The sequence below is a fragment of the Mesorhizobium sp. G2-6-1 genome (genome assembly GCF_055809095.1).
Genome location: NZ_CM147896.1, coordinates 3,038,166 through 3,053,405, shown reverse-complemented (window position 1 = coordinate 3,053,405; position 15,240 = coordinate 3,038,166). Strand labels below are relative to the sequence as shown.

General features: G+C 57.8%; 11 protein-coding genes and 1 pseudogene. 9 read left to right on the top strand and 3 right to left on the bottom strand.

The window, feature by feature from the left end; translation table 11 throughout:
* Window positions 1-18 precede the first annotated feature (18 nt).
* The 9 genes and pseudogenes from cobM (at window position 19) to AC0L7S_RS14630 (ending at window position 10,795) form a co-directional block, all read left to right on the top strand.
* Window positions 19-783, top strand: coding sequence for a precorrin-4 C(11)-methyltransferase (gene cobM, locus AC0L7S_RS14670; RefSeq protein ID WP_473471718.1), 765 nt, complete (start codon window positions 19-21; stop codon window positions 781-783).
* Window positions 780-1,598 (top strand): uroporphyrinogen-III C-methyltransferase, encoded by an 819-nt coding sequence (gene cobA / locus AC0L7S_RS14665; RefSeq protein ID WP_473471717.1) that lies wholly within the window; start codon window positions 780-782, stop codon window positions 1,596-1,598. The genes cobM and cobA overlap by 4 nt, the downstream gene beginning before the upstream one ends.
* A pseudogene (locus AC0L7S_RS14660) lies at window positions 1,595-2,910 on the top strand (cobyrinate a,c-diamide synthase). The gene cobA and the pseudogene AC0L7S_RS14660 overlap by 4 nt, the downstream one beginning before the upstream one ends.
* A gap of 5 nt (window positions 2,911-2,915) precedes the next feature.
* Entirely contained in the window at window positions 2,916-3,674 is a 759-nt protein-coding gene (gene cobS / locus AC0L7S_RS14655) for an adenosylcobinamide-GDP ribazoletransferase (protein ID WP_473471716.1), read from the top strand.
* Window positions 3,675-3,698: 24 nt separating this feature from the next.
* Window positions 3,699-4,709, top strand: coding sequence for a nicotinate-nucleotide--dimethylbenzimidazole phosphoribosyltransferase (gene cobT / locus AC0L7S_RS14650; protein ID WP_473471715.1), 1,011 nt, complete (start codon window positions 3,699-3,701; stop codon window positions 4,707-4,709).
* A 402-nt stretch (window positions 4,710-5,111) separates the two neighbouring features.
* The gene (locus AC0L7S_RS14645) at window positions 5,112-6,899 is read left to right on the top strand and encodes a hydantoinase B/oxoprolinase family protein (protein WP_473471714.1); all 1,788 of its coding nucleotides are present in this window, start codon (window positions 5,112-5,114) and stop codon (window positions 6,897-6,899) included.
* A gap of 30 nt (window positions 6,900-6,929) precedes the next feature.
* Window positions 6,930-9,038: a hydantoinase/oxoprolinase family protein gene (locus AC0L7S_RS14640; RefSeq protein WP_473471713.1), complete on the top strand. Its 2,109-nt coding sequence runs from the start codon at window positions 6,930-6,932 to the stop codon at window positions 9,036-9,038.
* A 32-nt stretch (window positions 9,039-9,070) separates the two neighbouring features.
* Complete coding sequence (locus tag AC0L7S_RS14635; protein ID WP_473471712.1) at window positions 9,071-10,006, top strand: CoA transferase subunit A; 936 nt, start codon at window positions 9,071-9,073, stop codon at window positions 10,004-10,006.
* A gap of 9 nt (window positions 10,007-10,015) precedes the next feature.
* Window positions 10,016-10,795, top strand: a complete 780-nt coding sequence (locus tag AC0L7S_RS14630) for a CoA-transferase subunit beta (protein ID WP_473471711.1) — start codon at window positions 10,016-10,018, stop codon at window positions 10,793-10,795.
* Window positions 10,796-10,850: 55 nt separating this feature from the next.
* On the opposite strand, the gene AC0L7S_RS14625 is transcribed toward AC0L7S_RS14630, so the two are convergent.
* From AC0L7S_RS14625 to AC0L7S_RS14615, 3 genes are read right to left on the bottom strand one after another with little or no spacing between them, the layout of a single operon-like run.
* Window positions 10,851-12,053 carry a xanthine dehydrogenase family Fe-S subunit gene (locus AC0L7S_RS14625; protein ID WP_473471710.1) on the bottom strand — a complete coding sequence of 401 codons (1,203 nt, stop codon included), beginning with the start codon at window positions 12,051-12,053 and terminating at the stop codon, window positions 10,851-10,853.
* Window positions 12,053-12,883 carry an FAD binding domain-containing protein gene (locus AC0L7S_RS14620; RefSeq protein ID WP_473471709.1) on the bottom strand — a complete coding sequence of 277 codons (831 nt, stop codon included), beginning with the start codon at window positions 12,881-12,883 and terminating at the stop codon, window positions 12,053-12,055. The genes AC0L7S_RS14625 and AC0L7S_RS14620 overlap by 1 nt, the downstream gene beginning before the upstream one ends.
* A complete protein-coding gene (locus AC0L7S_RS14615) occupies window positions 12,880-15,180 on the bottom strand; it encodes a xanthine dehydrogenase family protein molybdopterin-binding subunit (RefSeq protein ID WP_473474310.1) in 2,301 nt (766 codons plus the stop codon). The genes AC0L7S_RS14620 and AC0L7S_RS14615 overlap by 4 nt, the downstream gene beginning before the upstream one ends.
* Between the last annotated feature and the right edge of the window lie 60 nt (window positions 15,181-15,240).

The following is a 15,240-nucleotide window of genomic DNA, read 5'->3' as shown; positions in this document are numbered from 1 at the left end:
CGTATCTGGAGAGGCATTATGACCGTCCACTTCATCGGCGCGGGTCCAGGCGCCGCCGACCTGATCACGCTGCGCGGCGCAAACCGCCTCGCCACTTGTCCCGTGTGTCTCTACGCCGGGTCCATCGTGTCGCCCGAATTGCTGCAACATTGCGCGCCCGGTACCAGGCTCATCGATACAGCTCCCATGTCGTTGGACGAAATCGAAGCCGAATATATTTCCGCCCACAAGGCAGGCCATGACGTTGCCCGCCTGCATTCCGGCGATCTTTCGATGTGGAGCGCCGTCGCCGAACAGATCCGTCGGTTGGAAAAGCATGGAATCGACTACACCATGACACCGGGCGTGCCTGCCTTCGCTGCCGCTGCCGCGACCCTTGGGCGCGAACTGACCATCCCCGAAATTGCCCAAAGTCTGGTATTGACGCGCATGTCGGGCCGCGCCTCGAAAATGCCGCCGGATGAAACCCTGGCCGCGTTTGGCCGCACGGGCACAACGCTTGCCATTCACCTTGCCATTCACGCCATCGATCGGGTCGTGGCCGAACTTGCGCCCCTTTACGGCTTGGATTGTCCCGTTGCGGTCGTCTTTCGCGCCTCATGGCCGGACGAGCGCGTATTGACCGGCACGCTCGCAACCATTGAAGACCAGCTTGCCGCAAACCCGATCGAACGCACCGCCATCATTTTCGTTGGCAAGTCGCTTGCAGCCGAGAATTTCACGGAAAGCTCGCTGTATGACGCCTCCTATCAGCGCCGTTTTCGCGGACGAGACACGCTATGAGCGCAGCCACCGAAAACAAAAACACCAAGAGAACGGCCGAGCGCGCACTCGCGCGTTTGAACTTCAATCCGCACCCGTTTGAAGCCGGTCAAGTCTGGTTGGCTGGTGCCGGCCCCGGCGATCCCGGTTGCCTGACACTGGAAGTGTTGGCAGCACTGGGCGAAACCGACGCCCTTGTCTACGACGCTCTTGTCTCGCCCGAAATCGTTGCGGTGGCCGAAAACGCCGAGCATTTCTTCGTCGGAAAACGCGGCGGCAAACCCTCGATGAAGCAGGACGACATTACCGCCCTGCTCGTTCGTTTGGCGCATGATGGGCGCAAGGTCCTGCGGCTCAAAGGCGGCGACCCCTTCCTTTTCGGGCGAGGCGGAGAAGAAGCGTTGGCGCTGGCGGGCGAAAACATTCCTTTCCGCATCCTTCCCGGCCTCACTTCCGGGCTTAGCGCGCTGGCGGCCGCCGGCATTCCCACCACCATGCGCGGCATCAACAAGGCGGTGATCCTGGCGACAGGCCACGGCGCAGGCACCGGCGACGATCTCGACTGGCATGCCCTTGCCCGCACCGGTCAGCCAATCGTCGTCTATATGGGCATGAGCAACCTGGCACTCATCACCGCATCGCTGATTGAAGGTGGCCTTGCACCATCAACACCGGCAGCTGTCATCGAGGCAGCAACGACACCCCGGCAACGCATTGTCACCTCCACTCTGGCAATGATTGCCGATGAAACCACTTCAGCGGGCCTCGCCTCGCCGGGCCTGATTGTCGTTGGAGAAATCGTCGCATTGCGCCAGCAACTGGCAGGCAGATCATGAACGCACGCGCCATCATCATTGGTGCGCCGCGCTCCGGCTCCGGCAAAACCAGTGTCACCATCGGTATCTTGCGGGCGCTGGCGCGAAGGGGCATTCGCGTGCGCGGCGCCAAATCCGGCCCCGACTATATCGATCCGGCTTTTCACGCCGCTGCAACTGGCCTTTCCGGCGTCAATCTCGACAGTTGGGCAATGGCTCCAGCATTGCTCAACGGTCTTGCCCAAAACGCCGCTTCGGATACCGAATTCGTCGTGATCGAAAGCGCAATGGGCCTGTTCGATGGCATTCCCGGCGTTGCGGGCCGCTCGGGTTCCGCCGCCGACCTCGCCGCGCTTTATGGCATCCCCACGCTTCTGGTGCTTGATGTGTCAGGCCAATCCACCACGGTCGCCGCCGTTGCCAAGGGCTTTGCCACCTATCATCCAGACGTGCGCATAGCCGGAATTGTGCTCAACCGGTTGGGCAGCGAGCGGCACCGCAAACTATGCAGCGAAGCCATAGAGACGCTTGGCTTGCCGGTCGTCGGTGCCATCCTGCGCGATCCTGCGCTCACCATGCCTGAACGCCATCTCGGTCTCGTACAGGCAGGCGAACATGAAAACCTGATGGCTTTCATCGATCTGCTTGCCAATATGGTCGAAAAATCAATCGACCTCGATGCGGTGATGGAGTTGGCAACACCGCTAACACCAGCAATTGGCGATTTCGCCTGTGCTCTGCCGCCTCCTGGCCAACGCATTGCGCTGGCGCAGGACGTGGCTTTCACCTTCCTTTACCCGCATTCAGCCAATCACTGGCATGATTGCGGTGCCGAGATCATACCGTTTTCACCATTGGCAAATGAAGCACCCGATCAAAGCTGCGATGTCTGCTGGCTTCCCGGCGGCTACCCCGAACTGCACGCAGGTCGTCTTGCAACAGCGACCAATTTTCAAACCGGCATGAAGACTTTCGCGAGAACCAAGCCGGTTCATGGCGAGTGCGGTGGCTTCATGGTGCTGGGTGAGGCGCTGGAAGATGCTGGCGGAACAACCCACGCCATGCTCGCTCTGCTTGGCCACACCACCAGCTTTGCCAAACGCAAAATGCATCTTGGTTACAGGCAGGCACGGCTTCTTGCCGATTGCCCGATCGGAAAAAAGGACACAGTCGTGCGCGGCCACGAATTTCATTACGCCAAGACAATTGACCACGGCATTGACCAGCCGCTAGCCGATCTCGCGGACGGTCAAGGCAACGCCGTAGGGCCTTCCGGGGGCAGCGCGGCCATGTCACCGGCACATTTTTCCATGCCATAGCGCGGGGCGAATAGCTCAAATGCCCTCGCCCCGCCGCATATTTGACGACATCGCGCTCTGCCTCGTCTTTTTCACGCGCCTTCCGTTGCCGGTGCTGGATTTTCAGGGCCGTAAACTCGCAACCGCCATCTGGGCAGCGCCCTTCGCGGGTCTGGCCGTCGCGCTAATTGGTGCTTGCACCTATGCGCTTGCCGCAAAATTCGGCCTTTCAACCGCACCGGCAGCAGCGCTTTCGCTCGCCGCAACCGTACTTGTTACCGGCTGTCTGCATGAAGACGGCCTGTCCGATGTTGCCGATGGTTTTGGCGGCGGCAAGACGCAGGCCAAAAAACTCGAAATCATGCGCGACAGCCGCATCGGCGCTTATGGTGCCAGCACACTCCTGTTCTCGATTTTGCTCCGTTGGAGCGCCCTTGCCGAACTGACAGAGCCAGTTCATGTCCTCCTGGCACTCGTTGCGGCCCACGCTGCCTCACGCAGCTTGCTTGCCGGCTTCATGCATGTTTTGCCACCTGCCCGCACGGACGGGCTTTCGTCAGGTGCAGGTGCCGTCACAGCACAAACTGCGGCCATCAGTCTGGCAATCGGCTTCATCGCACTGCTTTGCCTTGGCTTGAACGGCGCATTTGCTGCGGTTCTTGTGATTGGCGCGATATTTTTTACCTTTCGCGCACTCTGCCTGCGCCAGATCGGCGGTCAAACCGGCGACACGCTCGGCGCATTGCAACAGCTTTCGGAGATCGCAATCCTGTTGGTCGCCTCCGTTGTTCTTACCTGATTCACTTTTGGAGATTATCCCGCTATGCCTTTTAAATCGCTTGAAGAACTTCGCTCGGCCTGCCTCGAACTTTCGGCTGGAAACCCTGAAGCCGCCGCAGCCGTCGCAGCCCGGCAACTCACGCTGACCAAACCGCAAGGCAGCCTCGGGCGTCTGGAAAGCATCGCCGAATGGCTGGCGCGCTGGCAAAGCCGCGACATGCCAAGGCTGGAGCGCGTGAAAGTATTGGTTTTCGCAGGCAATCATGGCGTCACCGCCCAAGGCGTATCCGCCTTCCCTTCCGAGGTAACTGTCCAGATGGTGGCGAATTTCGCTGGCGGTGGTGCTGCCATCAACCAATTGTCACGTGTTGCAGGTGCTGAACTTGAAGTGGTTCCGCTTGAACTCGAACAACCAACCGGCGATTTCACCCAAACAATCGCCATGGACGACACGGCGTTTTTGAAAGCAGTTTCAACCGGCTACGACATGGTGACGAAAGACCTCGACCTTGTCTGCTTCGGCGAGATGGGAATTGGCAACACCACACCCGCTGCCGCGCTTTGTGCGGCCTTGTTCGGCGGTAACGCCGAAAAATGGACCGGACGCGGAACCGGCGTCGATGATGCCGGGCTTGCCCGAAAAATAACTGCCATCGATGCAGGCCTGAAGCGCCATGAAACTGCATTGAACGACCCGCTCAAAATTGCAGCCAGCCTTGGCGGGCGCGAACTTGCAGCCATCCTTGGCGCGACACTGTCCGCCCGCCATAACGGCGTTCCAGTGCTACTTGACGGCTTCGTCTGCACCGCCGCAGTCGCACCACTGGCAAAGCTGAATCCAACGGCCCTTGCTCACACGATGGCGGCTCATGTTTCCGCCGAAGCAGGCCATCGCAATCTGCTTGAGGCGCTTGGCATGCCCCCGCTACTGGATATGGGAATGCGGCTGGGCGAAGGTTCAGGTGCGTGCCTTGCCATCAATATCGTGCGTTCGGCACTCGAATGTCACGCACACATGGCCAGTTTTGACGAGGCAGGTGTGTCGGAGAAATAACCCGGCCACCTTGCGATTCAGCCTGAAACGCCTCCTCCAATTCACCTTGTGCGTTTTCCGCTTGAAATCACATAAAAACAAATACTTGGAGCGGTTCGATGATTTCCTCAAAAGCTGAACCGCTCTGATAGCAGTGCCGCCACGACAACTCGGGTCTGCGGCGGCTTTCTGCCCGAAATTCGTTCACGAGCGTCCCGCCGCACCCTCTCGCACATAGCGAGATCGAGGCATGGCTTTGCACCCACAAATTCCGCTTTTCCCACGGCGATGACAGCTCCACTTTCAGGGATCATCATCAGCCGAAGGCACGAAATTGCCCATTTATTGGCTTGCGGGCCATTGACAATGTTCGTTGTAAAAGAATACTTACTTACGACAGAATGCGCAGGTAGGGAGTGTGTGATGACGTATCCATCCGCAGCCGAGCCGGAAGGCGATGAATTCATCAACTTCGAGCTCTTCAAGAACGAGTTGTTTTCCATCGCCGACGAAATGGCGGTCACCATTTGTCGCACGACCTATTCAGGGGTTTTGCGCGACAATATGGATTTCTCGACAGGCATTGCGGATGCCGAAGGTCGCCTTGTGGCACAGGGATTGACCCTGCCAGTCCATCTCGGCTCGATCCGGACTGCCCTTGAAGCCGTGATCAACAAGTTCCGTGGCAACATCAACGATGGTGACGTGTTCGTCCTCAACGACCCGTTCGAGGGCGGCATGCACTTACCCGACATCTTTATTCTCAAGCCGATTTTCTCCGGCAAGACGCTTATCGCCTTTGCTGCGACGACCGCCCATCATGTCGATGTCGGCGGTCACGTACCCGGTTCAAACTCCGTCAATTCGACCGAGATATTCCAGGAAGGCCTGCGCATTCCACCGCTCAAACTGATCGACGCGGGTCGAAATGACGAGGCGCTGTGGACCCTGATCAGAACAAATGTGCGTTTGCCGGTCCAACTCCTTGGCGATCTCCGTGCACAACTTGCCGCCTGCGAAATTGCCCAGCGCAAAGTGCTGATGCTGACCACCCGCTACGGACTTGGCGCATCTCGCGCCCATATGGATGAGATTACCGACTACACCGAGCGGTTGGCGCGAGCCGCCTTGAGCGAACTGCCGGATGGCGAATATTCGTTCGAAGACTGGATAGATGACGACGGTATGGATATCGGCGTCCCGATCAGGTTGTTCGTCACCGTCAGGAAAAAGGGGGAAACCGTTGAGTTTGATTGGACGGGCAGCGCGCCACAAGTGAAAGGCGCCATCAACTGCACGCTTTCGGTAACCGAAGCCGCATCATACACTGCTCTACGCTCGATCCTTCCCGGTGGAATCCCCAATAATGATGGCGTCTTTCGCATCATCAAGACGATTGCACCGGCAGGCACTATTGCCAATGTCGCGATGCCGGGAGCCTGTGCGGCGCGCGCACTGACAGGCTTTCGCATGGTTGACTGTGCCTTTGGTGCATTGGCAAAAATGGTGCCGGATCGGGTTTTCGCAGCTTCAGACGGCGGCAATGTCGGCGTTACTGTTGCGGGTTTCGACCCCGGCGGCGAGCGTTTTGTCTATGTCGATTTTTCCTGCGGCACATGGGGCGGTCGTCCCTGGGCGGACGGCATCGACGGTATCTCCAATATCTTCGTCAATATGGCCTCGCAATCAGTCGAGCAGATCGAGTCAGAACATCCGATCGAAATTCTTGGCTATGAATTTGCCATGGATCGCTGTGGTGCGGGGAAATTCCGTGGCGGCGCGCCATTCTATCGCGACTATCGAATAAATGTCCCCGACGCGATCCTGCAGATCCGCGCCGACCGGCAAACCGTTCGCCCCTACGGGCTTTACGGCGGCAAGGCGGGCCAGCCGGGCTCGGTCAGTCTCAATCCAAATACGACCAACGACACCATCGGTTCAAAGGTCACGATCAATGTCAGCGAGGGCGACGAGTTTCGCTACGTGCTTCCCGGCGGCGGCGGTTGGGGAAATCCGCTCGAACGAGATCCGGCGGCCGTGTTGAAGGATGTCCGGGACGAACTCGTCAGCCGCAATTCTGCACGAGAGGATTACGGCGTCGTTCTGGATGAAGAGGTTCTTGCAATCGATCATTCGGCAACAACGCAACTACGCGCCGAGATGACTGTCGCGCGCGGTGAAGCGGCAGAATTTGTGAACTGGGGCAATTGAGGCCGAAAACAAATTTTCAGGAAGAACGCAATGTTGGACAAACCAAAATTGGCCGGATGCCGCGTCGGTATTGATATCGGCGGAACATTTACTGATCTTGTCGTGGTCAACGAAAAAGGTGAGACCTTCACCAAGAAAGTGTCATCGACCGCCGATAACTACGCAAGAGCCATCACCGAGGGATTGGCCGGTGCGCTTGAGCCCGCCGGTTTGAGCATCGACCGTATCAGCGAGTTCCTGCACGGCACCACCGTCGGTTCGAACACGATCCTCGAACTGAAGGGTGCGCGCATCGGGTTGATTGCCACAAAGGGATTTCGCGACATTCTCGAAATTCGCAATCTGCGCATGCCCAAACTTTACGACCTTCATTGGGATAAACCGGCTCCGCTGGTCGAGCGTTACCTGCGGCTGACAGTCGATGAACGGGTGAACGCGAAGGGCGAGATCACCACGCCACTGTCACGCGCCGAAGTCGAGGCGACGGTTCAACGCCTGCTGGCCGAACAGGTGGAAGGCATCGCTGTCTGTCTTTTGAACTCCTATGCCAATCCGGCACATGAACAGCTGATCGCTGAGGTCATACGCGATCTCGCCCCCAACCTTCCTTACAGCATCAGTTTCGACGTACTGCCGCAGATGAAAGAGTATGAGCGGACATCCACAACGGTCGTCAACACCTACATCATGCCCATCGTGGCGTCTTATCTGCAAAATCTGGGCGACACGCTGCGCGGTGAAGGCATGAAGGCGCCGATCCTTCTGATGCAATCGAATGGCGGCCTCACCACCGCGGCAGAAGCCTCGCTCAAGCCCGTCAATATCGTTGAATCGGGTCCGGCAGCGGGCGTCGTCGGTGCGGTTCGCCATGCAGTGGAAAGCGGTTATCCCGACATTATCAGTTTCGATATGGGTGGCACGACCGCCAAGGCATCGGTTGCCGAGAACGGCGAATTTGTCCTGTCGCAGCAATATTCGGTCGGCGGCGGCATCATGATCTCATCTCGATTGCTCACCGGAGGCGGCTACCTGCTCGCGGTCCCGGCCATCGATGTCGCCGAAGTGGGTGCCGGCGGTGGATCGACCATCTGGATCGATGCTGGCGGTTCGATGCAGATCGGCCCCGAAAGCGCAGGCGCGCACCCCGGCCCGGTCTGTTATGACCGAGGCGGCGAACGCCCGACGGTTACCGATGCCAACGTCATCCTCGGTTATATCAACCCGGATTACCTGGTCGGTGGTGAGCTGAAGCTCAACGCCGCGCGCGCGCGCGAACATTTCGACCGGCTGTTGGCGCAACCACTCAGTGTCGATGTGACGACCGCCGCCTACGGCGCGCGCCAGATAGCCATTTCCAACATGATTCGCGCCATCAAGGCAGTCTCGTCGGAACGCGGCCGCGACCCGCGCACCTTCACACTATTTGCGCTGGGCGGTAACGGTGCCTTGTTTGCCGCCGGCATGGCAAGCGAGCTTGGCATCAAGACGATCCTTGTTCCACCCTCGGCCGGATTGTTCTCGGCTTACGGGCTGCTGCATGCCGACGTCGAGCACTATTACAGCGAAACGGTGCGGCGTCTGTTGCGTGAAGTCGAACCGGACGTGTGGCTGGAAAGCTGGGCGCGGCTTGATGAAAAAGCCCGCGACCAGTTACGTCTTGATGGATTTGCCGAGCATGAAATGCAGCTCAAGCGCTTCGCCAATATGCGCTACAAGGGCCAGACATTCGAAATAAGCATTGCACTTCCTGACGGCCCCTTGTCGAAGGAAAATCTGGCCGTGATCGAAGAGGCCTTCGGTGCTGAGCACGAAAGAACTTATGGGCATCGTGCATCTCTTGATGAACCGGTTCAGGTCATCAATATTCAGGTCGCAGGGCTGGCAACCCGCCCCGGTGCGGCCAAACCCGGCAAGCCGCAGGAGCATAGCGGAGATCTCAAATCCGAAAAGGTCTCGCGAAAGGTCTATTTCGGCCGTGAGCATGGCTGGCTGGATACCGCAATCATTGCGCGCTCTGCCCTTTCCCAACCTCGCAAAGGCCCCTGCATCGTTGAAGAATATGACACCACATGCGCCATCCCACCTGACGGAACCGCACGGCTCGACGCGAAAAACAACATCATAATAACACTCGAATGAAGCCGCTGATTGACTTGTAAGGAGAGTGACAAATGACGACCGCCTCGGAGGCAGTTCCTTACCTTGACCTGCGCCAGCGTCTTGCCAAGCGTGATCGCGGCCTGCGCGAGAAAGTCGTGAGCCTGTCGCAAGCAGTGGCGACAATCAACGATCATGATCATGTCGCGATTGGCGGCAATACGTTTTCGCGCACGCCTTTCGCTCTCGTTTGGGAATTGGTGCGTCAGAAAAAACGCCATCTCACCGTATCGCGCAGTATCACTTCGACCGAGGGAGATTTCCTTCTCGCTGGCGGATGCGTCGACAAATACATGACGAGCTGGTTCAGCCAGGGCATCATCTGGGGCTTGTCACGGGTGATGCGCGATTACGTCGAGAACGGCAAGGTCATCTATGAGGAATGGAGCCATATGAGCCTCGGCATGATGTATCGCGCCGGCGCAATGGGTTTACCCTTCATTCCAACACGGGTGATGATGGGATCAGACATGCCAGCGGCGCTGCAAAACCCGCTTGAGACGATGCGCTGCCCCTATACCGGCGACGAGGTAATGTTGTTGCCGGCACTGAACCCCAACGTCGCGCTTATTCATGTGCAGCGAGCCGATGTCTATGGCAACGCACAGTATGACGGACTGCCCTTCATGGACGCCGATATTGCCATGGCCGCCGACAGGGTAATCCTGACCACCGAGAAAATTGTCTCCAACGACGAGATCCGTGCGGCTCCCGACCACACGAGGATTCCATTCATGGCCGTCGATGCGGTGGTGGAGTGTCCCTTCGGCGCAGCACCACATGAATGCGCCGGTCACTATTACCCGGACTACGAGATCATGGGCGAATACTCCGAAAAGACCCGCAAAGGCGGTGTCGATGCCGCGCTGGCCTATATGCGCGAACATGTTTTCGGGCCGAAAAACTGGAGTGAATTCGTTCGAAATCTCGGCCTCGACAGCAAGGCATAGGAACGCAGGATGGGAACCGTGAAAACCGAGCCAGGCTATACGACGTCGGAATTGCTGTCCGTGATGTGCGGGCGCGCAATGTCTGATGGCCAGATTATATTCGCAGGCGTTGGGGTGCCGCTGTTGGGAGCAACATTGGCGCAAAACCGCCACGCACCACATCTGACCATCCTGTTCGAAGGCGGCATCATTGGACCTTTCATCCAGCCGGGGCAATTGCCGCTTTCGACCAATGAGATGCGCACGGCAGAAAAAGCCAACATGCTCCTCAACGCGACCGATGTGCTGGCTTTGCTACAGCGCGGCTATGTCGACATCGGCTTCATCGGCGGCGCGCAGATCGATCAATATGGCAACGTCAACAGCTCTTATCTGGGCGATACCAAGCGCCCGACCACGCGCCTGCCCGGCAGCGGTGGCGGCAACGATATATCGAGCCTCGTCAAGACAATCGTGATCATGCCTCACGAACGCAAACGCTTCGTTGAAGCCGTCGATTTTATCACCAGTCCGGGATTTTTATCCGGCAACATGACGCGCACGGCATCAGGTTTGATCACTGGCGGCGTGCTCGAGGTCATAACCAATTTATGCACTTTCGACTTCCATCCGAAAACAAGGCGGCTCTCGGTAAAATCATTGCACCCTGATGTTTCGATTGACGATGTGCTTGCCAACATGTCGTTTTTGCCAGAAGTCCCTGACAATCTTGAAACCAGCGAGCCACCCTCGCCGGAAGAACTCCACCTGCTTCGTGAACTTGATCCTCAGCGCATATATCTGCGATAGGTCGATTAGAGCATCGGGCGAACGGAAAGGAGCCGCAAACTTTTCTGGAATCGCTCTATCGCGAAAACAACTTGCACCTCAACTCGTGGAACCACGACTTCAACGCCACCATAAAACTGCCTGCAAGTCGCAATTCATCAACATCATTCATCGTTTCGGAAGGACCGAGCGACAGGGAACGCTGCAAATTCTCAGTGAATTGCGCCGTTATGGCTCCGATGAAATGGGTAACAATGCCGCCACGGGCAAACTGGCCGAGTGCGCCTGAAAGCGCATATTTCACATTCATATCGACACGTGTGGCGCTCCCGTCTTTCTCCCCGTGCAGCACATAGCCAAGTTCGCCGCGTGCCAAGGAAGCGCTACGCGCATCGCGCCCCGAACCATAGATGACGCCAGTCATAGTCCGACCATCACGTTCCTGGGTAGCTATACCGGAAAACTGCGCCCCAATCGGCCCCATCTTGATGCGCATATTGACCTGAAAGTTCCCGTCTTCAGTCTCAGCTATCAGTGTGGCACCAGGAATGCATCGGATCATCCCTGGCACATCGCCAAATTGTTGCCAAACGACATCCGGCGGATAATCGACAATGAAAGATTGTTTGACGCTGGAAGCCGACGCGCCAATCTTGCCCGGTGCGTTGAGTTCCGGCTTGGCCGCAGCAATAGATGTTGTCGCCCGCTGACCTAGCGCATCCGGTGAGGTTGATATCTTTTCGCTTGGCGAACAATGCCCCGAACCAGCCGGGCCTAATCCCGGAAATGTACGCTCGGATGCAGAGCTTCCACTTTTCTGCCGGGCGACAATGACCGAGCGGATCGCCTTGACGATGCCTGAATAACCGGTGCACCGGCACAGGTTTCCCGCAAGCTCAAGACGAATACGCGCTTCATTTGCATCGCCCAGCCGCTCAACAATGTCACGCGCCATAATCAGCATTCCCGGTGTACAAAACCCGCATTGAAGTGCGTGACAGGAATTGAAGGCTTGCCGCAATTCGATCATCAGCGGGTCGTCGTCAAAATCTTCGATCGTGCGCACTTCAGCACCGCTACAGCCGGTCGCACTACTGATGCAGGAGCGAATAGGAACACCGTCCACAATTACAGTGCAGGCCCCACACACTCCCTGTTCGCAACCTAGATGAGTACCGGTCTTATGCAGGTTTTCTCGCAACAGATCGGCAAGACTGGTGCGCGCCTCAATGGTTTGCGTGACCGAAACCCCGTTGACGGTAAGTCGAAGACTATTCATCACATCACCTGTCGCATGGCACGCACGAAGGCATTTCCATGCATGGCGCACGAAACCGGATCGTCGGAAATCCGCAGACCGCAAACATATTGCCGGGCGCGCTCAAGTGGCGTCTCGCTCGCTTCGACCGTCGTCGTCTCCGGCATGAAAGCGCCGAGATCAGCAATGATGATCGGCTTTGAATCTGTTGCTCCGACCACGCCACGAAAAATGCTCAGTTCCGGGTCGATGACGATTGCTGCCATCGCCTCGGCGAACTCACCGACTTTTCGGCAGAATTTGAAATAGCCAAATCGTGCCTTAGGAGAGAATTTTCGAACCCTGATCGCAGTTAGAAATTCGCCGTCATCAAGTGCCACGCCAAATGATGACGTCATGAAGTCGGCGATCTGAACGCGACGCTCACCCTTCTCGGCAGCAATTATCAACTCGACGTCCAGTGCCGTCAGCGTCGTCATCCAGTCCGCAGCCGGATCGGCATGAACGAGGCTGCCACCTATCGTGCCGCGATTGCGCACGGCGCGATAGGCAATACCACCGGCAACCGATTTCAGGAATCCATTGGTGGCATCCGGCACTCGGCCATCCTCAAACGAGGAATGGCTGATACATGAGCCATAAACGATGGCGTCCGGCTCCTCGCGAACCTCAGTCAGCTCGGGAATACCGGTAATGTCGACAAGCAGATCGGGCTGCGCCAGCCGCAGGTTAAGCATCGGCCCGAGCGACTGCCCACCAGCCACGATCTTGGCGCCGTCATTTGCTTTGAGAAGACCAATGGCTTCGGCAATAGTTGTCGGTCGGCTGTAATTGAACTCCACCGGTTTCATGATTGCGACGACCCCACGGTCGTGCCCTTGGCCGCCGCAATGGCGGCAAGCAAGCGATGCGGTGTCACGGGTGTCATCGTTACTTCTGCGCCCAGAGGGCGCAACGCGTCGTTGATTGCATTGGCGATAGCTGCCGGTGGCCCGATCGCACCGCCCTCGCCTATACCCTTGACGCCATGCGCCGTGAACGGCGAAGGCGTTTCCATGTGAATGATCTTGATGTCCGGCACTTCACACGGACCGGGGATGATGTAATCGACAAAGGTTGAAGCCAGCGGCTGACCGTCCCCGTTATATGGCGACTCTTCATAGAGCGCGGTGCCTATACCTTGCGCGACGCCGCCAATTATCTGACCGTCGACGATCAGTGGATTGACCAGCACACCGCCATCTTCGACCACCACATAATCCAGAATTTCCACACCGCCGAATTCCGGGTCCACCGCCACTGTGACCGCATGAGTCGCATAGCTGAAAGTGCCGCTATCGACCTGGGGCTTGTAACCAGCGGTCGCCTCAAGGCCCTCATGGGCCACATCTGTCGGCAGGGTTTCGGGTTGCTTGTACCAGGCATGGGCAATTTCGGCGAGGCTGACGCTGCCCCCTGTTCCGAAAATCCGACCCTCGGCAATTTTCACCTTGTCCGGGGTGGTTTGCAGGAGATGAGCCCCAATCAACTTCACCCGCTCAGAGATGACCTGACAGACCTTGGAAACCGCCCCGCCTGCCATCACCATCGACCGCGACCCCCAGGTGCCTGTCGAATATGGCGTCAACGCCGTGTCCCCGTGAATAAGGCTGACCTTTGCCGGATCGATGCCGAGTATCTCCGTCGCAACCTGCGCCATCGATGTCTCCATCCCCTGCCCGTGCGAATGGACACCGATCCGCAGTTCAAGCCCGCCATCGGGTGTAACTCTGGCCGTCGCCTGTTCAAACCCCGGAACCATGGGAATACCCCAGGCTGCATACACCGTGGTGCCGTGCGCGGCCTGCTCGCAATAGGTGCAAAATCCGAGGCCGATCAATCGTCCATCGTCCCGTTTCAAAGCCTGACGCGCACGCAGACCGGGTAAATCGACCGCTTCGACTGCCCGGCGCAGGCTTTCCGGATAGTCGCCGCTATCGAACAATTTACCGGTGATATTGGTGAACGGCATTTGTTCAGGGCGTACCAGATTGGCCGACCTGACCTCGAACGGTTCGCGCCCGGCTTCACGCGCGATCGCATCGATAATCAATTCGATAGCAAAACAGACCCCGGTGCGCGCCACACCTCGATATGGCGTGAAGGGTGGCTTGTTTGTGGCGACCGAAAGCGTGCGGCACGCGTAATAGGGCATAAGATACGGGCCAGGCAGGATGCTTGCGATCTGCGCCGATTCCAGACAGGCGGAAAACGGCCAGACCGAATAGGCCCCGACATCGACCGACACGTCGGCTTCAATGCCAAGCAGTTTTCCATCGGCGTCAGCATAGCCGGTAATCTTGTAGTGATGCTCACGCGTATTGGCCGCCGCAACGAGGTGCTCGCGCCGATCTTCAAGCCAGCGAAACGGGCGCTTATATGTCATTGCCAGCCAGGCAATGCAGACTTCTTCGGGTTGCAAGATGCATTTGAAACCGAAAGCACCACCGACGTCTGGCGCAACAACGTGGACTTGCCTCTCTTCCAGACCGAGGCATTCAGCAAGGCCGGTGCGCAACATGTGAGGCACTTGCGTGGACGTGTAGACGACGAGTTGACCAAGGCGCGAATCCCACCATGCTACGGTGCCTTTACCTTCGAGCGGCACCATGCATTGACGGCTTAGTTTGATTTCGCGTTCGACCTTGATCGCGGCATTTTCCAGAACGGCGCGCTCACCCTTTTCAATTCTGGTTTCCAGATAGATGTTGTCGGGCCAATCCTCGTGAACCCGCGCTGCATCGCTGCTCTGTGCCACAGCAGAATCCGCCAATACCGGCAGCGCCTCGATTTCAACATTGAGGCGGCCAACCAAATCTTCGGCCGTGGCGCGTGTGTCGGCAACGCACATGGCGATCAGTTCACCGACAAAGCGCACCCTGCCTTTGGCCAGGGGCCATTGGCTCGATGGCTTGAACCCCGGCAAACCCGAATTGGCAATGATCGGCTTGACCGAAACCATATCATCGACCGTGAACACGCTGTCACGACAGTCCTGCGGGACATCGATTATCTTGATTTCGCCATGAGCAATCGGGCTGCGAAAGAACGCGATATCCTGAAGTCCGGGCATTGATATATCGCCCACGAAGAGGCCCTGCCCGCGCATCAGCCGTTCGTCTTCCTTGCGTGGAAGGCGTGCGCCAATGCCCTGCTTCTTCGTCTCAGT